Source organism: Streptomyces sp. cmx-4-9, assembly GCF_046548835.1.
Taxonomy (GTDB): Bacteria; Actinomycetota; Actinomycetes; order Streptomycetales; family Streptomycetaceae; genus Streptomyces.
Genome location: NZ_JAEBEE010000003.1, coordinates 217,530 through 239,076, shown reverse-complemented (window position 1 = coordinate 239,076; position 21,547 = coordinate 217,530). Strand labels below are relative to the sequence as shown.

Below are 21,547 nucleotides of genomic sequence, written 5' to 3'. Positions count from 1 at the left end.
CCGGGGTGGGCCACCGGCTCGGGGAGCGCCTAGAGGAACGAGTTGATCTCGATCGTCTCGGTGCGGCCGGGGCCGACGCCGATCGCGGAGATCGGGGCGCCCGACATCTCCTCCAGGGCCTTGACGTACGCCTGGGCGTTCTTCGGGAGGTCCGCGAAGGTCTGGGCCTTGGTGATGTCCTCGGACCAGCCGGGGAAGTTCTCGTAGATCGGCTTCGCGTGGTGGAAGTCGGTCTGCGAGTAGGGCAGCTCCTCGACGCGCTTGCCGTCGATCTCGTACGCGACGCACACCGGGATCTGCTCCCAGCCGGTCAGCACGTCCAGCTTGGTGAGGAAGAAGTCCGTGAGGCCGTTCACCCGGGTCGCGTAGCGGGCGATCGGCGCGTCGAACCAGCCGCAGCGGCGGTCGCGGCCGGTGGTCACACCGCGCTCGCCGCCGATGCGGCGCAGGTCCTCGCCGTCCTGGTCGAACAGCTCGGTGGGGAACGGACCGGCCCCGACGCGGGTCGTGTAGGCCTTCAGGATGCCGATGACACGGCTGATCTTCGTCGGGCCGACCCCGGTACCGGTGCAGGCGCCGCCCGCGGTCGGGTTCGAGGAGGTGACGAAGGGGTACGTGCCGTGGTCGACGTCGAGCAGGGTGCCCTGGCCGCCCTCGAAGAGCACGACCTTGTCCTCGTCCAGCGCGTTGTTGAGGATCAGGGTGGTGTCGGCGACGTAGCCCTTGATCTGGTCCGCGTACTGGAGCATCTCCTCCACGATCGCGCCCGCCTCGATCGCCCGGCGGTTGTACAGCTTCGCGAGGAGCTGGTTCTTGCCCTCCAGCGCCGCTTCGACCTTCTGGGTGAGGATCGACTCGTCGTAGAGGTCCTGGACGCGGATGCCGATGCGGTTGATCTTGTCGGCGTACGTCGGACCGATGCCGCGGCCGGTGGTGCCGATCTTGCGCTTGCCGAGGAAGCGCTCGCCCACCTTGTCGAGGGTCACGTTGTACGGCGTGATCAGGTGCGCGTTGCCGCTGATGAGCAGCTTGGAGGTGTCGATGCCGCGCTCGTTCAGACCGCGCAGCTCGGAGAGCAGGACGGCCGGGTCGACGACGACACCGTTACCGATGACCGGGGTGCATCCGGGGGAGAGGATGCCGGAGGGGAGAAGGTGCAGCGCGTACTTCTGGTCGCCTACGACGACCGTGTGGCCGGCGTTGTTGCCGCCCTGGTAGCGCACCACATAGTCAACGGATCCACCGAGCAGGTCGGTGGCCTTTCCCTTGCCCTCGTCACCCCACTGAGCTCCGAGCAGCACAAGAGCGGGCACAGGCGTACACCTCTTCCGGATGGGGCATGTCCAAGGTCAGGGGGCGTACGACGATGTACACCGCAGGCTGAGCCGTCGGACCGGTACCCCGGAATAGACGAAGGCCCTGGCGCAATAGCGCAAGGGCCTCTTGCACAAAGATGCTACCCGAGGAAGGACCGAGGTGTCGGCTCCAGAGCCCACCATGAGCCATGCGGGCGCGCCGGTAGGCGGCCTTCTCGTGCTCGTCGACCCGGTCGCCCGCCGTCTTGACGGCGAGTCCGTGCGGATCGCGAAGGATGTGTTGTCAGCGGGAGCGACGGCGAAAATCTGCCTCCCGGATTCGCAGGAGGAATTTGCCCGGGCGCTCGCCCGCCGGGGTCATCGGCGGCCGGTGGTCGTGGGGGACGACCGGGCCCTGGTGCGCGCCGTGGGGCTGCTGCACCGGGAGCGGGGGCTCGGTGAGGGGGCACTGTCGCTGGTCCCGGTCGGGCCGGTGGGCTCACTCGGGCTGGCGCGGTCCCTGGGCGTGCCGCTGTCGGCGGTCGCGGCGGCGCGGGCGGTGCTCGACGGAGCGGTGCGCAGGTGCGACCTGCTGGTCGACGACAGCGACGGGGTGGTGCTGGGGGCACTGCGCATCCCCCCGGCGGGGGCGGCGGGGCCGTCCGGGCGGCCGGGCCGGCCGGGTCCCTCGGTGTGGAGCGCGTACCGCTCCCTGGTGCGCACGCTGGCCGGCCCGGCCGGCCCGGGCGGCGGTGCGGGCCACCGGCTGCGGGTGGAGGCGGACGGGGTGCTGCTCGCGGACGTGGACCAGCCCGTCCAGGACGTCTCGGTGAGCACGCGCGACGGCGGCGGCCTGGCCGAGGTCGTGGTGCGCCCGGCGGGCGCCGGACCGGGTGCGGCCGTACGGGCCGGGGCGCAGACGGTGACGGTGTCGGGCGCGGACTTCCGCTACCGGGCCGACGCGGTGGTCACCGGTCCGGTCCGGCGGCGTACGTGGACCCTGCGCCCGGGAGCGTGGACCCTCACGCTGCCGCGCTGAGCCGGCCGGGCGGGGGCGCCGGGTGCCGGCGCGCCGGCCTCGCCCCCGGGAGCCGGGAAGCCGCGGGCTAGCACTCCACCAGCAGCTCCTTCAGTCCGCGGATGACGTAACCGTCGTTCCAGCAGGGCTCCTTGACGAGCCGTAGGGGCGGGACGCCGTCCGCCAGCAGCGCCCCGAAGGAGGCGGTCAGCTCCCGGCGGGCCAGCGGCGCGCCCAGGCAGTAGTGGATGCCCGCCCCGAAGCTCAGGTGCGGATTGTCGGTCCGCGTCAGGTCCAGGACGTCGGGGTCCGCAAAGCGGGCGGGGTCCCGGTTCGCGGAGCCGAACAGCAGGGCGACCTCCGCTCCGCGCGGGACGAGGGTGTCACCGATCCGGACGTCTTCGAGTACCCAGCGTTCGAACATCTGCAGCGGGGTGTCGTACCGCATGAGTTCATCCACAGCTGTGGACAACTTTTCGGGATCCGGCCCGCCGGGCTGCGCGCGCAGGGCCGCGAGCTGCTCCGGATGGCGGAACAGGGCCCACCAGCCGTTGACCGTGGTGTTGACGGTGGCCTCGTGGCCGGCGTTCAGCAGCAGGACGCAGGTGGAGATCATCTCCTGTTCGCTGAGCCGGCCCTCCTCGTCGTGGGCGGCGATCAGCGCGGAGACCAGGTCCTCGCCGGGGCGCGTGCGCCGCTCGGTGATCAGGGCGCGCAGGTAGGCGCTGAACTCGACGCTCGCCCGCACCGCGCGGCGCGCCGTCTCCTCGTCCGGACGGAGCTCGAACATCCCGCAGATGTCGGCCGACCACGGCCTGAGCAGTGCCCGGTCCGGCTCCGGAACCCCCAGCAGTTCCCCGATGACCGCGACCGGCAGCGGTTCGGCGACCACGGTCAGCAGGTCCCCGCCGCCGTCCGCGAGGAGGCGCCCGGCGAGCTCCCCGGCCATCCGGTCCACGGCGGGCCCGAGCCGTTCCACGGTCCGCGGCGTGAACGCCTTCGCCACCAGCCGCCGCACCCGCGCGTGCGCGGGATCCTCCAGGTCCAGCAGGCCGTTGCCGTTGAGCAGGTGGAAGGGCTCGTGCTCGGCCGGCGGCGCCGCCCGCCCGAACTCCTCGTGGGTGAACCGGTGCAGGTAGGTCCGCCCCAGCCGCCGGTCCCGCAGCAGCCCGCTCACATCGCCGTGGTGCGGCACGAGCCACTGCCCGGTTGCCTCCCACCACAGCGCCCGCCCCTGCTCCCGCAACTCCCGGTACGCCGGGTACGGATCGGCGACGAACGCGGCATCCCACGGATCAAAGCCCATCCCGGCACTCTAGGACGTCCCCCGGGAGGGCTCCCGCTGATCGGGCCGGATCAGGAGGGTGTCACCAGCCGGGTCTCGTAGGCGAACACCGCGGCCTGGGTGCGGTCGCGCAGGCCCAGCTTCACGAGGATCCGGCTCACATGCGTCTTGATGGTGGACTCGGCCACGATCAGCCGGCCGGCCATCTCCGCATTGGACAGGCCCTGGGCGATCAGGACCAGCACCTCCGTCTCCCGCTCCGTCAACTCCCCGACCACCGAGGGGTCGGCGGGCCTCGGCGCCTCGGCGAGCTTGGCGAACTCCGCGATCAGCCGCTTGGTCACCGACGGGGCCAGCAGCGCCTCCCCGGCCGCCACCACCCGGACCCCGTCCGCCAGCTGACGGGCCGACGCGTCCTTCAGGAGGAACCCGGAGGCCCCGGCCCGCAGCGCCTGGTACACGTACTCGTCGAGGTCGAAGGTGGTCAGGACCAGGACCTTCGCGCCGGTCCCGGCTGCCACGATCTCGCGCGTCGCCTCCAGCCCGTTCATCACCGGCATCCGGATGTCCATCAGGACCACGTCCGGGTGCAGCGCCGCCACCTGCGTGATCGCGGAGAGGCCGTCGACGGCCTCCCCCACCACCTCGATGCCGTCCATGGCGTTCAACAGGACCGAGAACCCCTCCCGGACCATCATCTGGTCGTCGACGATCAGCACCCTGATCGTCATGCCGGCTCCCCTTCCGCCGGCCGCTCCGGACGGCTGGGCACCGGCAGGAACACGGCCACCTCGTACCCTCCCGAGGCGGTGCTCCCGGCCGTCATCTCCCCCTCCAGCATCGCGACCCGCTCCCGCATCCCGGTGATCCCGTGCCCGGCGCCCGGCGAGGGCGGGACCTCCCCGGTGGCCGGGCCGTTCACGACACGGACCCCCAGCCCGCCGAGTACGTACGACAGCTCCACCCCGGCCGCGGCCCCCGGCGCGTGCCGCAGCGTGTTGCTCAGGGCCTCCTGGACGATCCGGTACGCCGACAGCTCCACGCCCTGCGGCAGTTCCCGCACCGCCCCGGTCACCGTCTTGTCCACCTGCAGCCCGGCCTCCCGGACATTGGCCAGCAGCCCGTCCAGCGAGGCGAGCGTCGGCTGCGGGGCGTCGGGCGCCGCATCGTCCGCCGAGCGCACCACCCCCAGCACCCGGCGCAGCTCCGTCAGGGCCGCCACCGCGTTCTCCCGGATGGTGACGAACGCGGCCTCCAGCTCCGCCGGCGGGTTCTTCACCCGGTACGGCGCCGCCTCCGCCTGGATCGCCACCACCGACATGTGGTGCGCCACCACGTCGTGCAGCTCCCGGGCGATGGTGGTCCGCTCCTCCAGCAGCGTGCGCCGGTCCCGTTCGACAGCCGTGACCTCCCGTTGGGCGGTGACCTCCTCGCGGGCCTGGCGGCGCGTGGTGCGGACCGTCACCGCCAGCAGCGACAGGGCCGTCAGGAAGGCCATCGGCCCGAACTCGGGGGCGCGGCCGACCAGCACCGGCAGTACCGACCCGACCAGTACGGTGATCAGCCACATCCACCCGGCGACCCGGGGCCGGCTGCGTATCGCGACGACGGTCACGACCGCCAGGTGCGCCACGAACGTCCCCGGCATCCACGGCCAGTTCAGGCCCGCGTCGTGCGCCAGGGACAGCGGCATCGTGACGCCCACCACCGCCCAGAACGCCCCCACCGGCCGCACCAGGGTCATCAGGACCGGTGTGGCGGCCATCAGCCCCACCACCAGGTCCAGCCCGGCGGGTACCCCGCGGCTGACGGGGCTCAGGGAGACGAGCAGGGCCAGCAGGGCCAGGAACCCCACCAGGACGTGCGGGAGGTACCCGGCGCGGGGCCGCAGCCCCCGGGGGAGCCACCGCACCCACCGCCCCTCGGGGCGGATCGGCGGCAGCGGCCGGTAGGCGAAGGCATCGGTGACCAGGTCTTCGCGGAAGCCCTGGAGCAGGCCCGAGGCGATGCGGAGTTCGGGTGCCCGGGCTGTCCCCCCGGTGGTGTTCTCGGTCATACCCAGCACCGTAGGCCGCTGCCGCCCCGGTCCGCGTCGCCGCCGATGGGGATGTTCCGGGGTCCTCCTGAAGGACTACCCGGGTGAGGCCGGTACCCCGTCGGACGGACCGGCGCGGTGTCGTACGCGGACACCGCGGCCTGCGTACGGTCCCGCAGTCACGGCTTCACCGGGAGGGGGGCCTGCCGGGTGCCGAGGCCGGCCCCGGAGAGCCCGGCGGGGCGGAGGCCGCGGGTCGGGGGGTCGCGGGTCCGGGCGGGGCGGCCGTCCGCGGCGCGCCGGGGGTGCTGCCGGGGCGGGCCGCCGGCGGGTCGGCCGCGCCGTTCATCACGTCGTTCACCGTGGTACCCGCCGCGACGGCGACGACCGCGGCCACGCTGAGGAGGAAGACGGTGCAGGCGCTGCGGGAGCGGTCCGTGCGCTCCGCCCCGGCCGCCCGCGCGCCCGGCGGCGCCCCGGGCAGGGGCAGCGCGGAGAAGGTCAGCGCCGCGGGCGGGGGCGGAGCCGGTGGTAAAGGCGGCGCCGAGGACGAGGGCGGGACGGCCGGTACGCGGCGCGGATCCCGTGGACGCAGTTCTTCCATGCCGGGCGGACCTCCCTGCGGGGCCGGCAGCCCCCGCGGGGAAAGACGGCGAAGCCCGCTGCACGGTTGCCCGCGACCGCGACCGCGACGGCGACCGCGACCGCGACGGCGACCGCGACCGCGACGGCGACCGCGACCGCGACGGCGACCGCGACCGCGACGGCGACCGCGACCGCGACGGCGACCGCGACCGCGACCGCAACCGGCCCGCGACCGCGACGGCGACAGAGACCGGGACCGCGACGGCGACCGGGACCGCGACGGCGACCGCGACGGCGACCGGGCCCGCGACCGGGACGGCGACCGCGACCGCGACCGGGACCGCGACCGGGACGGCGACCGCGACCGGGACCGCGACCGCGACCGGGACCGTGACCGCGACGGCGACCGGGACCGCGACGGCGAGCGCAACGGCGACCGCGACCGCGACCGCGACGGCGACCGGGCCCGCGACCGGGACCGCGACGGCGACCGGGCCCGCGACCGGGCCCGCGACCGGGCCCGCGACCGGGACGGCGACCGTGACCGCGACGGCGAGCGCAACGGAGACCGCGACCGCGACCGGGCCCGGGCTCGGGCCTCCGGTGCGCTCGCCGCCGTCGGCCCCGGCACGTCCGCCGGGGTCAGGGCGCAGGCGGGGGCAGCGTGTCCAGGGCGCGGGCCAGCCGCTCCAGGGCCCGGACCGTGTCGGCGAGGCCCTCGTCGCCCAGGGCCGCGGCCAGGCGGCCGGCCAGGGAGGCGTGGCCGGGGTCGATGCGGGCGACCGCGGCGCGGCCCGCCTCCGTCGGGCGCAGCAGTTTCGCGCGGCGGTGCGCCGGGTTCGGGACGTACTCCGCCAGCCCCTTCGCGGCCAGCAGGTCGGCGACGCGCTGGACGCTCTGCCGGGTGATGCCCATGGTCCGGGCGATGCCCGCCACCGGCAGGGGCTCGCGCAGCACCGCGCCGAGGACCTGCCAGGAGGCGGCCGTCAGCCCGGCCGGCCGGGCCAGTTCCTCGGAGACGGAGAGGAACTGGCCGTTCAGCCGGAACACGCCGAGCGCGGTCCGGCTCAGCAGGTCCTGCCGGGCACGGGCGGACAGCCCGTCCGGCCCGGCCTGCGACGCCGCCCCCGTCTCCTGCGCCCCAGTCTCCCGCGCTTCCGGCGGGTCCTGGGGCAGCGGCTCAGGCATCGCCGGCTGCCGAGGCCGCCATGAGGACCGGGTAGGCGCTCTCGTCCGAGTCGTGGAACAGCCGGTACCAGGCGTCCAGCACCTTGGGCGGGTACACGCCGAGCCGGGCGAAGACCTCGCGGGCGAAGGCGACCGGTTCCGTCGGTCCGGCGGTGACCAGGTCGCCGTCCGTCACCGCGTCGGCCTCGACGTAGTGCTCGGCGCCCGCGTAGCCGGGCTGCTCCGCGAGGTAGAAGGAGGCGCCGCTGGTGTGCGCGCGGTCGTCCAGCAGGCCCGCCCGGGCGAGTCCGGCGGTGGCTCCGCAGATCGCCGCGACCGGTACCCCGGCGGCCAGGAACTCCCGGGCCTTCGCCGCGAAGGGTGCGAGGTCGTCCCCGGTGTCCCACAGCGAGGCGCCGGTGAGGATCAGCAGGGAGGAGTCCTCGGGCCGCAGGTCGGCCAGGGCCAGGTCGGGCTGGATGCGTACGCCGCCCATCGTGGTGACGGGGCGGCCCGCCGCCGGCCCGACCGTGCGGATGCGGTGGCCGCGCTGGGCGAGGTGCGCGGTGGTGTGGCCGCTCTCCCAGTCCGCGTACGTGTCGTAGACCGCGAGGTGGACGGGCAGGGCGGCGTTCTCCGCGGGTCGCTGCGTCTCGGTCATGGTGCTCGCCTCCGGTGTCGTGGGGCGGCCGGACCGGGGACCGGGTCCGGCGGCTGCGCTCCATGACAAGAGGCTGTCATCTCGACAGTATGCTGTCAATGGCCCACCGGTGTCCCTTCCCGTCCCGCATCCCGCCTCCCACGGGAGAGACAGACTGCCGAGACCGGCCCCCCAGCCGCAGACAGTCCGCCGATATCCCTCTCCACCTGCGCACTTCTAGCGTGACGCCATGACCCCTCATGTCACCCCGCACACCCTTGCCGCGGTGAAGGACGCCGACCGCAAGCACGTCTTCCACTCGTGGTCCGCCCAGGCCCTCATCGACCCCCTCGCCGTCGCCGGGGCCGAGGGGTCGTACTTCTGGGACTACGAAGGCAACCGCTTCCTCGACTTCTCCTCCCAGCTGGTGAACACCAACATCGGCCACCAGCACCCCAAGGTCGTCGCCGCGATCCAGGAGCAGGCCGCCCGGCTCTGCACCCTCGCACCCGGCTTCGCCGTGGACGTCCGCTCCGAGGCCGCACGCCTCATCGCCGAGCGGACCCCGGGCGACCTGGACAAGATCTTCTTCACCAACGGCGGCGCCGAGGCCGTGGAGAACGCCGTCCGCATGGCCCGGCTGCACACCGGCCGCCAGAAGGTGCTCTCGACCTACCGCTCCTACCACGGGGCCACCGCGGCGGCCATCAACCTGACCGGCGACCCGCGCCGCTGGCCCTCCGACACGGCCGCCGCCGGCGTCGTCCACTTCTGGGGCCCCTACCTCTACCGGTCCGCCTTCCACGCCGCCACCGAGGCCGAGGAGTGCGAGCGCGCCCTCACCCACCTCGCCGACACCCTCACCTTCGAGGGCCCGCAGACCATCGCGGCGGTCGTCCTGGAGAGCGTCCCCGGCACCGCCGGGATCATGACCCCGCCGCCCGGCTACCTGGCGGGCGTGCGCGAGCTGTGCGACCGCCACGGCATCCTCCTCGTCCTGGACGAGGTCATGGCGGGCTTCGGCCGCACCGGTGCCTGGTTCGCCGCCGACCACTGGGGGGTCGTCCCCGACCTCATCACCTTCGCCAAGGGCGTCAACAGCGGATACGTCCCGCTCGGGGGCGTCGCCCTGTCCGCCGCCGTCGCCGAGACCTTCGCGACGCGCCCCTACCCCGGCGGGCTGACGTACTCCGGGCACCCGCTGGCCTGCGCCGCGGCCGTGGCCACGATCACGGCCATGGAGGAGGAGGGCGTCGTCGAGCACGCCGCCCACCTGGGCGAGCACGTCCTCGGCCCGGGGCTCGCCGAGATCGCCGAACGGCACCCCAGCGTCGGGGAGGTCCGCGGCCTGGGCGCCTTCTGGGCCCTGGAACTGGTGCGGGACAAGGAGACCCGGGAGCCGCTCGTCCCGTACAACGCCTCCGGGTCCGCCAACGCGCCGATGGCCGAATTCGCGGCGGCCTGCAAGGCGTCCGGCCTGTGGCCCTTCGTCAACATGAACCGCACCCACGTTGTCCCCCCGTGCACCATCACGGAGGCCGAGGCGAAGGAGGGGCTGGCGCTGCTGGACGAGGCGCTGACGGTCGCCGACCGTCACACCACCGCCGGCCAGGCCGGCAAGACCGCCGCGAACGGTGACGGCCGACGGGCGAAGGCGTCCGCATAACGGGCGCTATATCCGCATAACGGCCGTCAGCCGTTCGGTTTCGGCCGCGCTGCCTGGCCTAAGGTGTCCGGAGTCCTACGACAGGAGACGGACCCCTATGCCAGGCAGCGGCGCTGTCACCCGCAACACACTCCGCCAGCAGATCGCGGACGCGCTGCGTGACGAGGTGCTCGCGGGCCGCCTGCCGCCCGGTACCGAGTTCACGGTCAAGCAGATCGCCGAGCAGTACGAGGTCTCCGCGACCCCCGTGCGCGAGGCGCTCGTGGACCTCTCCGCGCAGGGGCTCCTCGAACTGGTCCAGCACCGGGGCTTCCGGGTGCGCGTCTACTCCGTGGACGACTTCCGCGGGATGGTCGAGGCCCGCTCGCTGGTGGTGGACGGCATCTTCCGCCGGCTCGCCGAGCGCGGGGCCGCGCCGGGGGCGGGCGAGATGCTGGTGTCGGTGCGCCGCCGGGCCGAGGAGGCGCGGCGGGCCGCGCACAGCGGTTCGCTGGAGGTGCTGATCGGCTACGACCTGCGCTTCTGGCGGGAGCTGAGCGGGCTGGTCGGCAACACCTACATCTCCGAGTTCCTGCACCGGATCAGGGTGCAGTGCTGGGTCTTCGCGGTCCCGCACCTCCAGCGCGAGCCGCAGCTGCGGGCGGCCCTGTGGGACCGGCACGGCGAGCTGGTGGACGCCGTGACGCGGACGGACGCCGACGAGGTGCGGCGCCTCGTGCAGGACTACAACCAGCACGGGCTGGACTGGGCCGCGGAACTCAACCGCTGACCGCTGACTCCTCACCGCCGACTGCTCACCGCCGACGGCGGGCAGCGGACTGCTGACCGCTGACCCGGGCTCCCCGCTTCCCCGCCGTCCCGGGCCTCCGCGCCGCCCCTGCCGGCGCCGGCTTCTGCGCACCTCTTCGCGGAGCGTGTCCGGCGCACTACGCTGGCCCGATCGGCGGCAACGACTGATCGGAGGCCGCGTGGCCTGTGACCTGTGGCTGGTCCCCCTTGTCGATGTGCTGTGCCACAGCCCCGACAACCCCTTCGCAGAAGAGATCGCCTCGTACGACAAGGCCCTGGGCGAGGCGGGGCTGCCCTCCGTGCCTGTGTTCTCCTACATGCCGGGCCTGAGCGGGGACGTCGCCCCCGTCGCCGGCTTCGACTACGACGCCCTGCACTTCCTGAGGCGGGCCTACCTGCTCCAGATCTGCGGTCTGCCGGTGACCCCGGTGGACGAGCTGGGCGGGGACTACGAGCAGCTGCTGGAGATGTTCGAGCCCACGGCCCAGCAGTCCCACCTGGTGTGGCACTACGACCACGCCGGGGCCTATGTCCCGGTGGACTTCACGGCGCCGCTGGCGAACGAGGAGCTGCTGGCCGGGGGCGGGCCGCTGGGCTCCGCGCAGGGGTTGCTGCGGGAGCTGGTGTTCGTGGCCCCGGCGATCGGGATGGACCCGGGGAACCCGCCCGCCGCCCCGGCGCCGCCCGGCCGTCCGACCTCGCTGGAGGAACCCGCCGGGCCGATCCCGTACGACGACAGCCCCTTCGCCCGGGAGCGGCACGTCTGGCTGGGGCTGCACGCGGCGGCGACGCGGAGCCTCGGCCAGGGCTCGATGATCATCTTCAGCTGAGCGGCCCGGCCGGTGCGCGGGCCGGCCGCCAGGACGCCGGCCGGCCCGCGCACGGGCGCTCCCCGCGCCCGCCGGAGCCGCCGCCCGCCGCAGCCGCTGCTACCGGGGCTGCTCCGGCGGGCGCTGGCGGGGCATGTTCGGGCGGGTCCCGGGCGGCAGCGGGAAGCGGGCCGGCGGGACGCCCGCGTCCGTGCGGCCCCCGGAACCGCCCAGGGACTGCATGACCAGCGGCGCGGGCCCGGCCCGGAACTCCACCATCCAGTCCGCCGTCTCCGAGCGCACCAGCTCGGTGACGTCCTCGGAGAACCGCCGCAGCACGGTCAGGCAGCGCTCGGCGGCCTCGCTGGCCGTGCCCTCGGTGGGCCCCAGCACCTCGCGCACGTTCTCCGAGGCCCAGTCGAACTGGAGCGTCTGGAGCCGGCGCTGCACCGCCTGCGCGGTCGCCACGTTGCGCATCCACCCGGAGGTGAGCCCGAAGAACCGGTCGCAGGCCAGCGCCGCCGCACCGAGGAGCAGGGCGAGGTACCCGTACGCGGCGGCGCCCGGCACCGAGCCGGTCAGTTCCAGCAGGGGCAGCGCGGCGCCGGTGACCGCGCCCGCGGCCGCCGCGGCGCGCAGCACACGGGCGCCCCGCCGCTTGCGCGCCCGGTCGGACAGGTACCACTCGGCGGTGCGCAGGGCGTCGGCCTCGACCCGCCGGTAGAGCTCGTCGAGCCGCTCCGCGGGCTCGCCCCAGTCCCCGAGCGGGAACGGCCGCCCGGTCAGGTCGCCCGCAGCCCAGGGTCCGCCGCCCTCCTCCCGGGGGTCCCGGGGATCCCGGGGTGGCCCCTCGGGCTGCATCTCCGGCTGGCTCACCCGGCACTCCCTCTGCCTGCGCTGACGTGTGGTGGTGCGCGTGTGCGCAATGGTGCGCATGCTCTTCCTACCTTCGAATGACGGGCGGCGGACGACGAATCCCCGGTTTTCCGCCCGCAAGGAGGTCTCCAGCAGGTACGCGCGCGCCCCGACTCTCACTCGAAAGAGTTGGTCCTCACGGCGTAGGGCGCACCGCCCGGGGAGCACGTAGGCTCGGATTGACCAAGAGCTTTCGACGAGGTGGAGTGAGTCCCTGTGAATCCCGGTGGTGGCCAGCCCGACATGCAGCAGCTGCTCCAGCAGGCCCAGAAGATGCAGCAGGACCTCGCCGCGGCCCAGGAGGAGCTGGCGCGGACCGAGGTCGAGGGCCAGGCCGGCGGCGGCCTGGTCAAGGCGACCGTGACGGGCTCCGGCGACCTGCTCGCCCTGGTGATCGACCCGGGCGCCGTGGATCCCGAGGACACCGAGACCCTCGCCGACCTGGTGGTCGCTGCGGTGCAGGCGGCCAACGAGAACGCGCAGGCGCTCCAGCAGCAGGCCCTCGGGCCGCTGGCCCAGGGCCTGGGCGGCGGCAGCGGCATCCCCGGCCTCCCCTTCTAGCAGTCCCGACCCACCCGAGCGAAAGAAGGCAGTCCGTGTACGAAGGCGTGGTCCAGGACCTGATCGACGAACTGGGCAGGCTGCCCGGCGTCGGGCCCAAGAGCGCGCAGCGGATCGCCTTCCACATCCTGCAGGCCGAACCCACCGACGTCCGCCGCCTCGCGCACGCGCTGCTCGAAGTGAAGGACAAGGTCCGCTTCTGCGCGGTGTGCGGGAACGTGGCGCAGGAGGAGCGGTGCGGGATCTGCCGCGACCCGCGCCGCGACACCACGGTCATCTGCGTGGTGGAGGAGCCCAAGGACGTGGTCGCCATCGAGCGGACGCGTGAATTCCGGGGCAGGTACCACGTCCTGGGCGGCGCGATCAGCCCGATCGAGGGCGTCGGCCCGGACGACCTGCGCATCCGCGAGCTGCTGACGCGCCTCGCGGACGGGACGGTGACCGAGCTGATCCTGGCCACCGACCCGAACCTGGAGGGCGAGGCGACCGCGACCTACCTCGCCCGCATGATCAAGCCCATGGGCCTGAAGGTCACCCGCCTGGCCAGCGGACTCCCCGTCGGGGGAGATCTGGAGTACGCGGACGAGGTCACGCTCGGGCGGGCCTTTGAAGGAAGGCGACTTCTCGATGTCTGACGCAACGCTGCACGCCCTCTACCCGGACCCGGACGACTTCGCCGCCTCGATCGCGGACCAGATCGAGTCGTTCATCGTCGCCGTCACCGAGGTGGCCAAGGGCGAGGACCCGGACAGTGCCGTGCCGTTCCTCCTGCTGGAGGTCTCCCAGCTGCTCCTCGCGGGCGGCCGGCTGGGCGCGTACCAGGACGTCCTGCCCGAGGAGCGCTACGAGCCCGACCTCGGCCCCGAACCGGACGTCGACGACCTGCGCGAGCGGTTCGCGGTGATGCTGGAGCCGGTCGACGTCTACTCCGAGGTCTTCGACCCGTACGAGCCCCGCAAGGCCCCGGTCGCGCACCGGATCTCCGACGACCTGGCGGACGTGGTCGCGGACCTGCGGCACGGGCTGATCCACCACCATGCGGGACGGATCACCGAAGCGCTGTGGTGGTGGCAGTTCTCGTACTTCACCAACTGGGGCCCGACCGCCTCGGCCACCCTGCGGGCCCTCCAGTCCCTCATCGCGCACGTCCGCCTGGACCAGCCGCTGGCGGCCCTGGACGGCCTGGACACGGACGAGGACCTGACGGAGGACGACCTCGCCGAGCAGGCCGGCCTGGTGATGGCCGAGGAGCTGGGCGGCCTGGGCCGCCCCGGCCCCGCCTGACACCCCGGCGCGAGAGGCGCCCGGCGCCCCTCTCCGCGGCCGACCGAAGTGATCAACGCAACGTCTCATGATGTGGTACATGGCGGTCGGATCGCGGGCACTCGTTAGACTGCGTCACTGACCGCAGGACCGGATATGAGCGAGGAGCGCACGTGGGCCTTGTCGTGCAGAAGTACGGAGGCTCCTCCGTAGCCGATGCCGAAGGCATCAAGCGGGTCGCCAAGAGGATCGTGGACGCCAAGAAGAACGGCCACCAGGTGGTCGTCGTGGTTTCCGCGATGGGCGACACGACGGACGAGTTGATCGATCTCGCCGAGCAGGTGTCCCCGATGCCCGCCGGACGCGAGTTCGACATGCTGCTGACCGCCGGAGAGCGGATCTCCATGGCCCTGCTGGCCATGGCGATCAAAAACCTGGGCCACGAGGCCCAGTCGTTCACGGGCAGCCAGGCAGGCGTGATCACCGACTCGGTCCACAACAAAGCGCGCATCATCGATGTCACGCCGGGCCGCATCCGCACCGCGCTGGACACGGGCAACATCGCCATCGTCGCCGGCTTCCAAGGCGTCTCCGCGGACTCCAAGGACATCACCACCCTCGGCCGCGGCGGCTCGGACACCACCGCCGTCGCCCTGGCCGCGGCCCTCGACGCCGAGGTCTGCGAGATCTACACCGACGTCGACGGCGTCTTCACCGCGGACCCCCGCGTCGTGAAGAAGGCCAAGAAGATCGACTGGATCTCCTCCGAGGACATGCTGGAGCTGGCGGCCTCCGGTTCCAAGGTGCTGCTGCACCGCTGCGTCGAGTACGCACGCCGATACGACATCCCGATCCACGTCCGGTCGTCCTTCTCGGGACTGCCGGGCACCTGGGTCAGCAACGAGAATCCGCAAGGGGACGAGCAGGTGGAGCACGCCATCATCTCCGGAGTCGCCCACGACGTCTCCGAAGCAAAGATCACGGTCGTCGGCGTCCCGGACAAGCCGGGCGAGGCCGCGGCGATCTTCCGCGCCATCGCGGACGCCGAGATCAACATCGACATGATCGTGCAGAACGTGTCGGCGGCCTCCACGGGCCTGACCGACATCTCCTTCACGCTCCCCAAGGCCGAGGGCCACAAGGCCATCGACGCCCTGGAGAAGGCGAAGGGCCAGATCGGCTTCGACTCCCTGCGCTACGACGACCAGATCGGCAAGATCTCCCTGGTCGGCGCGGGCATGAAGACGAACCCGGGCGTCACCGCCTCCTTCTTCCAGGCGCTGTCCGACGCGGGCGTGAACATCGAGCTGATCTCCACCTCGGAGATCCGGATCTCGGTCGTCACCCGCCAGGACGACGTCAACGAGGCCGTCCGCGCCGTGCACACGGCCTTCGGACTCGACACCGAGAGCGACGAAGCCGTCGTCTACGGAGGCACCGGACGATGACCGCGGCCCGGTCCCCCGCCCCGGCGCTCGCCGTGGTCGGGGCGACCGGAGCAGTCGGCTCCGTCCTGCTCCAGATCCTGTCCCAGCGGGCTGACGTCTGGGGCGACATCCGCCTGATCGCCTCCCCGCGCTCGGCCGGCCGCATGCTGGCCGTCCGCGCCCGGGAGAGCGAGGTGCTCGCCCTCTCCGAGGACGCCTTCGACGGCTTCGGGGAGGGCGACGTGGTGCTGTTCCTCACTCCGGCCGAGGTCTCGGCCCGGTGGGCGCCGGCCGTCACCGCGCGCGGCGCCGTCGTCGTGGACCAGTCCGCCGCCTTCCGCGAGGACCCCGGCGTGCCGCTGGTGGTGCCCGAGGTCAACGGGCACTGCGCACGGAACAGGCCGCGCGGGATCGTCGCCGGCCCCGACTGCGTGACCGCCGCGATGGCCGCCGCCCTGGGCGCGCTGCACGCCGAGTACGCGCTGGCCGAGCTGGCCGTGTCCACCTACCAGGCGGCGAGCGCCGCGGGCCGGGCCGGATCCGCGTCCCTGCGGCGCCAGCTGTCCGTGGTCGCCGGGACCTCCCTGGGGGAGCAGACCGGAGACGTGCGCCGCGCCGTGGGCGAGGACACCGGCCCCTTCGCGGCCCCGCTGGCCCTCAACGTGGTGCCCTGGTCCGGGGAGTTGCGCGAGGACGGCTGGTCCTCGCACGAGCTGGCGGTACGGGCGCAGACCCGCCGGATCCTCCAGCTGGAGAAGCTCCCGGTCGCGGTGACCTGCGTGCAGGTGCCGGTGGTGACCGGGCACTCCCTGACCGTGCGGGCCCGGTTCGAGCGCACGGTGGACGCCGCGCACGCCCGGGAGATCCTGGAGGGCGCGCCCGGCGTGGTGCTCGTCGACGACCCGGCGGCGGGGGAGTTCCCGACGCCGGTGGACGCCGCCGGGACCGATCCCGCCTGGGTGGGGCGGGTGCGGGTCTCGCTCGACGACCCGCGCGCGCTGGAATTCTTCGTGTGCGCCGACAATCTCCGCCGGGGCGTCGCCCTCAACGCGGCACGGATCGCGGAACTGGTGGCAGGTGAAGGTGCGTAATTCGCTTTGTAGGATCGGTGCTGATCCCTTGATCAAGGTGATGGCCCGACTGCCGTCTCGATGGACGGGGCACTCGGGAAGAGCAGGTTCGCATGAGGGCGTTGGGGATGTTGCTGGTGAGGCCGCCCCGCGCGTACAACCCTGACGGGGGGACGCGCGTCCTACAGGCGTGGCAGAGGCACTCCTCGAATTCGGCGTCGTACCGGCACGCACCGGGATCCTTCCCCCGCGCCGCGGCTCCCGCCCGCCGGGCGGCGGTCTCCCGGTGATCGTTCCCGTGCCCCCCGCGGGCGGCTCCGACCTGCCCGTGCACGCGGGGGTGCCCCGCGGCGCCCGGCTGCCGGGACCGCGCGACGGGGAGCAGGCCGCCGGGACCGGCGCGGACGCACCGGACGCACCGGGGGCAGGGGCCGGGCAGGGGGCGGGGGCCGCGCAGGCGCCGGCCGTCGTGGCCGGCACCACCGTCGACCACCTCACCGAGACCTACCAGGCGCACTACCGCTCGCTCCTGGGCCTGGCCGCGCTGCTCCTCGACGACACCGCCTCCTGCGAGGACGTGGTCCAGGAGGCCTTCATCCGGGTGCACTCGGCGCGCAACCGGGTCCGCGACCGCGACAAGACCCTGGCCTACCTGCGCCAGACCGTGGTCAACCTCTCCCGTTCCGCACTGCGCCGGCGCATCCTCGGACTCAAGCTGCTGCCGAAGCCGATGCCGGACATGGCGAGCGCCGAGGAGGGGGCGTACGACCAGCTGGAGCGCGACGACCTGATCACGTCGATGCGCGGGCTCCAGCGCAGGCAGCGCGAGGTGCTCGTGCTGCGGTACTTCGCGGACATGACGGAGGCCCAGGTCGCCGAGGCGCTCGGCATATCGATCGGCTCGGTCAAGGCGTACGGATCGCGGGGCATTGCCGCGCTGCGGGTGGCGATGGAGGCTGCGCAGTCATGAGGGACGACCACACCCCGCCGGGCGGGGCGAGCGACGAACAGGCGCTCCGGGGCCTGCTGCACGGAGCCGTCGGGGGCCTGGAGCCCTCGGCGGACGCGCTGGAGCGGCTGCGGCACGCCGTACCGGCCCGCCGGACCGCCCGCCGGCGCCGGGCCTTCGTGGGGGCCGCGGCGGTCGCCCTGCTGGGCACCGGGATCCCGGCGGCCCTCTACGCGGACGGCGGCGCGGGCGACACCGGCGAGCACTCGGCGATCGCGGGCCACGGCGAGCAGCGGGGCGCCACGTCCGGCGCCACCGCCTCGCAGCCGCACCAGAACGGCGCCGGCGCCCCTCCGCGGGCGGGCCGCTCCGCAGGAGCCACCCCGGACGCGGCCGCCACCGGCGCCTCCCCGACGCCCGCGGCGAGCGGCAACCCGGCCGGGGGGCAGAGCGCCGGGCCCTCGGGAGCCGGCTCCCCGGCCGGATCGACCGCGGGCTCGGGCCCGCTGCCGCCCGTGGCGGCCCCGGGAGCGGCCGGGTGCTCCGCCGACCAGCTGGGAGTGGTGGGCTCGGCGCGGGCGCCGGAGGCGGACGGCAAGGTGTACGGCAGCTTCAAGGTCACCAACGTGTCGGCGCAGGGCTGCACCGTCAGCGGCCCCGACACGGTGCGCGCCGCGCCCGTCTCCGGGGCGCCGGCCGCGCAGGGCGCGGGGGTCGCGGTGGTCGGGCACACGGCGGGCGACCCGGCGAGCGGGCTGCTGCCCGACCCGTCGGCGCAGGCGCGGGTCCTGACGCTGGAGCCCAACACGGCGTACGAGGTCCGGTTCGCCTGGGTGCCCCCGGCGGAGCCCTGTCCGGTGCAGAGCAGCGCGGGCGGGGGCGCGAAGCCGCCGCAGGGCGGGTCCGCGGGCGCCCCGGACGGGACGGGCGGGGCACCGGCCGCCGAGCCGCCGGCGGGCTCCACCGCCGAGGAGCCGGGGGGCGTCGCGGTGACGCACACGCCCCAGACGGGCACCCCGACCACGCGGACCACCATCCCCGAGGCCTGCGGCGGGACGGTGTACCGCACGGGCCCGATCCCGGTGGAGCAGCCGAAACCCTGAGGGAGCCGGGTCAGGGACGCCGGGGGCGGTGCGTCGGGGCCGCGGGGAGCGGTGCGTCAGGGCCGCGGGACGGGGGCCTCGGCGGCCGCCGCGGGCGGCTGCCCGGCCGTGCCGGGCGCAGCGCCGGTGCCGTCGCCCCTGCCGGCGGTGTCGGCCGGGACCAGGCCGGCCTCCGCGTCGCGGATCATCTCGACCTCGCGCCGGTAGAGCCGGACCCACATGAAGAGCACGAAAGCGGCGAAGACGAACCACTCGCCGGTGTAGCCGAGGTTCTGGAAGGCCTTCAGGTCGAGCCCGGTGTTGGCCGGGGCCTTCGCGGGCACCGGGAGCATCCCGTCGGAGGGGGTCTGCACCGTCAGCCAGGCGTCGTACAGGTCGTAGGGCACCAGGTTGACCAGCGAGGCCGCACCGATCACCCCGAGCTGCCCGGCGGGCAGGCCGCCCTGCGCGTGCACGCCCTTGGTGCCGGAGTTCTCCGAGGCCTGCAGGGCGCCCGTCACCTCCACCCGGCCGTGCGGCGCGGCCGGGGCCTTCGCCGGGTCCACGGGCCCCGGGAGCCAGCCCCGGACCACGGGGACGGCCTTGCCCGAATCGGTCTTCAGCAGGGTCAGGACGTAGAAACCCGGTGCCCCGTCCAGCTGCCGTTCGGGCACCAGCAGCTGGTCGGCGTACTCCCCGGCGGCGGTGGCCGTCCTGCCGGAGGTCGCCTTGTCCACCGGGAGGAGGGAGTCCAGGGGCGCGGCGGCCCGGTCGGCGGGCCGCCGGGCGCTCGCCTCCCGGTGGGTGTCCACCCGGTCCTCGAACCGGCCGAGCTGCCAGGACCCCATGAACAGGCAGACGGGGACGCCGAGCGCGACGAAGACGTTGATCCCCCACCAGCGCGGGGTCAGGAGAAACCGGTGCACCCCACCACGGTACGGGGGTGCACCGGTGATCCCGCCGCCGGGGCGGCGCTGTCAGCGCGGCAGGTGCTTCAGGGCGAAGTCCAGTTCCATCCTGACCTGCTTGATGCGCTCCTCCACCACGAGGGAGCCGTGCCCGGCGTCGTACCGGTACACCTCGTGCACCGCGCCGCGCGCCGCCAGCCGCTCCACGTAGTTGTCGATCTGGCGGATCGGGCAGCGCGGATCGTTGACTCCGGCCGCGATGTGCACGGGCGCCCGCACCGCGTCCACGTAGGTCAGCGGGGAGGAGGCGGCGAAACGGTCCGGGACCTCCTGCGGCGTCCCGCCGAAGAGGGTGCGGTCCAGGGCCTTGAGGGCCTCCATCTCGTCGTGGTAGGCCGTCACGTAGTCCGCCACCGGGACGGCGGCCAGGCCCACCGCCCAGTCCTGCGGCTGCGTCCCGAGACCCAGCAGCGTCAGGTACCCGCCCCAGGAGCCGCCCGACAGGACCAGGCGGTCCGGGTCGGCCAGGCCGGAGCGGACCGCCCACTCCCGTACCGCCGCGATGTCCTCCAGCTCGATCAGGCCGACCCGGTGCTTGAGGGCGTCGGTCCAGGCCCGGCCGTAGCCGGTCGAGCCGCGGTAGTTGACCCGGACCACCGCGAAGCCGTGGTCCAGCCAGGCCGCCGGAGCCGCGGCGAAGGCGTCGCTGTCGTGCCAGGTCGGGCCGCCGTGGATCTCGAAGACCGTCGGGAAGGGTCCCGGCCCGTGGCCCGCGGGCCGCTGCGCCAGCGCATGGATCCGGCCGCCCGGGCCCTCCACCCACACGTCCTCCACCGGCACCGAGCCGGGCGGCCGGAAACCGGGCGGGTCCAGGACGACCGCGCCCGAGGTGGACCGTACGGTGGAGGGCTCGGCGGCCGAGGACCACTGGTACTCCACCGTCCCGTCGGGCCGGGCGGTCGCCCCCGACACCGTCCCCGGCGGGGTGTCCACGCGGATCAGCTCCCGCGTGGCGAGGTCGTACCGCCACAGCTCGCTGCGGGCTTCGAAGCTGTGCACGATCAGCAGGGCGGTGCCGTCCGGGTACCACTCGGCGCCCACGTCGCCCGGCAGGTCCACGGCCAGGTCCTCCTCGGCCCCGGTGGCCACGTCCCACACCATCGGCTCCCAGCGGCCCCGCCGCTGGTGGCCGACCAGGAGCCGGGTGTCGCCCGCGACCGGCGCGAAACCGAGGACCGACAGGCCCAGCTCCACGGTCGCGCCCCGGGTGTCGTCCAGTTCGGCGACGGCCGCGCCGTCCAGGGTGAGCACGCGCAGCGCCGAGTGCATCGCGTCGCCGTGCTCGGTGTGCTCGACGGCGACGAGCGTCCCGTCGCGGGACAGGTCGCCGACGCCCGCGGACTCCCGGTGCCGGTAGATCACGGTGGGCGCGGAGCCGTCCGGCCGGACGACGTGGACGGTCGAACCGTCCTCGTCGGTGGAGCGGCCCACGACCGCCGTCCCGTCCCGGCCGAGGGCCAGGCCGGCCGGGTACGAGGGCTCCAGGCCGGGGGTGGCCGGCTCGTCGGGGCCGCCGGCGAAGGGCTGGCGCACCCAGGTGCCGAACTCGTCGCCGTCGGTGTCGGAGAACCACCAGATCCACTCCCCGTCGGGGGAGAGGGTGCCGTCGGTGGTGCCGTTGGGGCGGTCGGTGGCCTGCCGCTGGGTGCCGGTGGCGCGGTCCCAGGCGTAGAGCTCGTAGGTCCCGGTCGCATTGGAGACGAAGAGCGAACGGTCCGGGGCGTCCTCGGCCCACTCGGGCAGCCCGACCCGCGGGGCCCGGAACCGCCTCTCCCAGTCCGGCATCTCCCCGGGTTCCGTCGGTGTTGCGGAGGTCTCACTGCTGTCGCTCGTCATGGGCCCATTCTTGCCGGTGGCGGGGCGGTGGCCCGCGGGATGCCGACGGCTGCGTACGGGCGCACACGGGAAGCCCGGCCGCACCGGCACCGCCGCCGCCACGCGCAGCGCGCCCGGGCGAAGGGGTGGTGCGGACGGCCGGGGGCCACCTCCGGTACCCGGGAGCCGCTGCGCCCTGCGCGACACC

Annotated in this window: 20 protein-coding genes; 11 read left to right on the top strand and 9 right to left on the bottom strand. The window is 74.1% G+C overall.

The window, feature by feature from the left end:
• Nucleotides 1-29 precede the first annotated feature (29 nt).
• Entirely contained in the window at nucleotides 30-1,313 is a 1,284-nt protein-coding gene (locus ACLJTM_RS11950) for an adenylosuccinate synthase (protein ID WP_411103482.1), read from the bottom strand.
• A 184-nt stretch (nucleotides 1,314-1,497) separates the two neighbouring features.
• Between ACLJTM_RS11950 and ACLJTM_RS11945 the strand changes: the two genes are divergently transcribed.
• Complete coding sequence (locus ACLJTM_RS11945) at nucleotides 1,498-2,334, top strand: diacylglycerol kinase (RefSeq protein ID WP_411103789.1); 837 nt, start codon at nucleotides 1,498-1,500, stop codon at nucleotides 2,332-2,334.
• 67 nt (nucleotides 2,335-2,401) lie between these two features.
• On the opposite strand, the gene ACLJTM_RS11940 is transcribed toward ACLJTM_RS11945, so the two are convergent.
• From ACLJTM_RS11940 to ACLJTM_RS11920, 5 genes are all read right to left on the bottom strand, one after another.
• A complete protein-coding gene (locus ACLJTM_RS11940) occupies nucleotides 2,402-3,619 on the bottom strand; it encodes a cytochrome P450 (RefSeq protein WP_411103481.1) in 1,218 nt (405 codons plus the stop codon).
• A 50-nt stretch (nucleotides 3,620-3,669) separates the two neighbouring features.
• Nucleotides 3,670-4,329, bottom strand: a complete 660-nt coding sequence (locus tag ACLJTM_RS11935) for a response regulator (protein WP_411103480.1) — start codon at nucleotides 4,327-4,329, stop codon at nucleotides 3,670-3,672.
• Nucleotides 4,326-5,654, bottom strand: a complete 1,329-nt coding sequence (locus tag ACLJTM_RS11930; RefSeq protein WP_411103479.1) for a sensor histidine kinase — start codon at nucleotides 5,652-5,654, stop codon at nucleotides 4,326-4,328. Before ACLJTM_RS11930 ends, ACLJTM_RS11935 begins: the two co-directional genes overlap by 4 nt.
• A gap of 1,206 nt (nucleotides 5,655-6,860) precedes the next feature.
• The gene (locus tag ACLJTM_RS11925; RefSeq protein WP_411103788.1) at nucleotides 6,861-7,316 is read right to left on the bottom strand and encodes a MarR family winged helix-turn-helix transcriptional regulator; all 456 of its coding nucleotides are present in this window, start codon (nucleotides 7,314-7,316) and stop codon (nucleotides 6,861-6,863) included.
• A gap of 82 nt (nucleotides 7,317-7,398) precedes the next feature.
• Nucleotides 7,399-8,046 (bottom strand): DJ-1/PfpI family protein, encoded by a 648-nt coding sequence (locus ACLJTM_RS11920; RefSeq protein ID WP_411103478.1) that lies wholly within the window; start codon nucleotides 8,044-8,046, stop codon nucleotides 7,399-7,401.
• Nucleotides 8,047-8,275: 229 nt separating this feature from the next.
• On the opposite strand from ACLJTM_RS11920, the gene ACLJTM_RS11915 reads away from it, so the two are divergent.
• From ACLJTM_RS11915 to ACLJTM_RS11905, 3 genes are all read left to right on the top strand, one after another.
• Complete coding sequence (locus ACLJTM_RS11915) at nucleotides 8,276-9,691, top strand: aspartate aminotransferase family protein (protein ID WP_411103477.1); 1,416 nt, start codon at nucleotides 8,276-8,278, stop codon at nucleotides 9,689-9,691.
• Between the two features lie 97 nt (nucleotides 9,692-9,788).
• Nucleotides 9,789-10,460 (top strand): GntR family transcriptional regulator, encoded by a 672-nt coding sequence (locus ACLJTM_RS11910; RefSeq protein WP_411103476.1) that lies wholly within the window; start codon nucleotides 9,789-9,791, stop codon nucleotides 10,458-10,460.
• A gap of 199 nt (nucleotides 10,461-10,659) precedes the next feature.
• The gene (locus ACLJTM_RS11905; protein ID WP_411103475.1) at nucleotides 10,660-11,310 is read left to right on the top strand and encodes a hypothetical protein; all 651 of its coding nucleotides are present in this window, start codon (nucleotides 10,660-10,662) and stop codon (nucleotides 11,308-11,310) included.
• A 99-nt stretch (nucleotides 11,311-11,409) separates the two neighbouring features.
• On the opposite strand, the gene ACLJTM_RS11900 is transcribed toward ACLJTM_RS11905, so the two are convergent.
• Nucleotides 11,410-12,165: an SLATT domain-containing protein gene (locus ACLJTM_RS11900; RefSeq protein WP_411103474.1), complete on the bottom strand. Its 756-nt coding sequence runs from the start codon at nucleotides 12,163-12,165 to the stop codon at nucleotides 11,410-11,412.
• A gap of 255 nt (nucleotides 12,166-12,420) precedes the next feature.
• On the opposite strand from ACLJTM_RS11900, the gene ACLJTM_RS11895 reads away from it, so the two are divergent.
• The 7 genes from ACLJTM_RS11895 to ACLJTM_RS11865 all read left to right on the top strand — a co-directional run bounded on the left by ACLJTM_RS11895 (nucleotide 12,421) and on the right by ACLJTM_RS11865 (nucleotide 18,577).
• Nucleotides 12,421-12,765 (top strand): YbaB/EbfC family nucleoid-associated protein, encoded by a 345-nt coding sequence (locus ACLJTM_RS11895; RefSeq protein WP_411103473.1) that lies wholly within the window; start codon nucleotides 12,421-12,423, stop codon nucleotides 12,763-12,765.
• Nucleotides 12,766-12,800: 35 nt separating this feature from the next.
• Nucleotides 12,801-13,400 carry a recombination mediator RecR gene (gene recR, locus ACLJTM_RS11890; RefSeq protein ID WP_267088502.1) on the top strand — a complete coding sequence of 200 codons (600 nt, stop codon included), beginning with the start codon at nucleotides 12,801-12,803 and terminating at the stop codon, nucleotides 13,398-13,400.
• A complete protein-coding gene (locus ACLJTM_RS11885; protein WP_411103472.1) occupies nucleotides 13,393-14,049 on the top strand; it encodes a DUF5063 domain-containing protein in 657 nt (218 codons plus the stop codon). The genes recR and ACLJTM_RS11885 overlap by 8 nt, the downstream gene beginning before the upstream one ends.
• Nucleotides 14,050-14,201: 152 nt before the next feature.
• A complete protein-coding gene (locus tag ACLJTM_RS11880; RefSeq protein ID WP_411103471.1) occupies nucleotides 14,202-15,476 on the top strand; it encodes an aspartate kinase in 1,275 nt (424 codons plus the stop codon).
• Nucleotides 15,473-16,546 carry an aspartate-semialdehyde dehydrogenase gene (locus ACLJTM_RS11875; protein WP_411103470.1) on the top strand — a complete coding sequence of 358 codons (1,074 nt, stop codon included), beginning with the start codon at nucleotides 15,473-15,475 and terminating at the stop codon, nucleotides 16,544-16,546. Before ACLJTM_RS11880 ends, ACLJTM_RS11875 begins: the two co-directional genes overlap by 4 nt.
• Before the next feature lie 169 nt (nucleotides 16,547-16,715).
• A complete protein-coding gene (locus tag ACLJTM_RS11870) occupies nucleotides 16,716-17,495 on the top strand; it encodes a SigE family RNA polymerase sigma factor (protein WP_411103469.1) in 780 nt (259 codons plus the stop codon).
• Complete coding sequence (locus tag ACLJTM_RS11865) at nucleotides 17,492-18,577, top strand: hypothetical protein (protein WP_411103468.1); 1,086 nt, start codon at nucleotides 17,492-17,494, stop codon at nucleotides 18,575-18,577. Before ACLJTM_RS11870 ends, ACLJTM_RS11865 begins: the two co-directional genes overlap by 4 nt.
• Nucleotides 18,578-18,633: 56 nt before the next feature.
• Here the strand turns inward: ACLJTM_RS11865 and ACLJTM_RS11860 are convergent, their stop codons facing one another.
• Together ACLJTM_RS11860 and ACLJTM_RS11855 are read right to left on the bottom strand one after the other, a co-directional pair.
• Nucleotides 18,634-19,482: an SURF1 family protein gene (locus tag ACLJTM_RS11860; protein ID WP_411103467.1), complete on the bottom strand. Its 849-nt coding sequence runs from the start codon at nucleotides 19,480-19,482 to the stop codon at nucleotides 18,634-18,636.
• 51 nt (nucleotides 19,483-19,533) lie between these two features.
• Nucleotides 19,534-21,360, bottom strand: a complete 1,827-nt coding sequence (locus ACLJTM_RS11855) for a prolyl oligopeptidase family serine peptidase (RefSeq protein WP_411103466.1) — start codon at nucleotides 21,358-21,360, stop codon at nucleotides 19,534-19,536.
• Nucleotides 21,361-21,547: the final 187 nt, after the last annotated feature.

Coding starts and splice junctions, on each gene's coding strand:
- ACLJTM_RS11945 (WP_411103789.1), top strand. CDS start 1,498: ATGAGCCATGCGGGCGCGCCGGTAGGCGGCCTTCTCGTGCTCGTCGAC.
- ACLJTM_RS11940 (WP_411103481.1), bottom strand. CDS start 3,619: ATGGGCTTTGATCCGTGGGATGCCGCGTTCGTCGCCGATCCGTACCCG.
- ACLJTM_RS11935 (WP_411103480.1), bottom strand. CDS start 4,329: ATGACGATCAGGGTGCTGATCGTCGACGACCAGATGATGGTCCGGGAG.
- ACLJTM_RS11930 (WP_411103479.1), bottom strand. CDS start 5,654: ATGACCGAGAACACCACCGGGGGGACAGCCCGGGCACCCGAACTCCGC.
- ACLJTM_RS11920 (WP_411103478.1), bottom strand. CDS start 8,046: ATGACCGAGACGCAGCGACCCGCGGAGAACGCCGCCCTGCCCGTCCAC.
- ACLJTM_RS11915 (WP_411103477.1), top strand. CDS start 8,276: ATGACCCCTCATGTCACCCCGCACACCCTTGCCGCGGTGAAGGACGCC.
- ACLJTM_RS11910 (WP_411103476.1), top strand. CDS start 9,789: ATGCCAGGCAGCGGCGCTGTCACCCGCAACACACTCCGCCAGCAGATC.
- ACLJTM_RS11885 (WP_411103472.1), top strand. CDS start 13,393: ATGTCTGACGCAACGCTGCACGCCCTCTACCCGGACCCGGACGACTTC.
- ACLJTM_RS11875 (WP_411103470.1), top strand. CDS start 15,473: ATGACCGCGGCCCGGTCCCCCGCCCCGGCGCTCGCCGTGGTCGGGGCG.
- ACLJTM_RS11865 (WP_411103468.1), top strand. CDS start 17,492: ATGAGGGACGACCACACCCCGCCGGGCGGGGCGAGCGACGAACAGGCG.
- ACLJTM_RS11855 (WP_411103466.1), bottom strand. CDS start 21,360: ATGACGAGCGACAGCAGTGAGACCTCCGCAACACCGACGGAACCCGGG.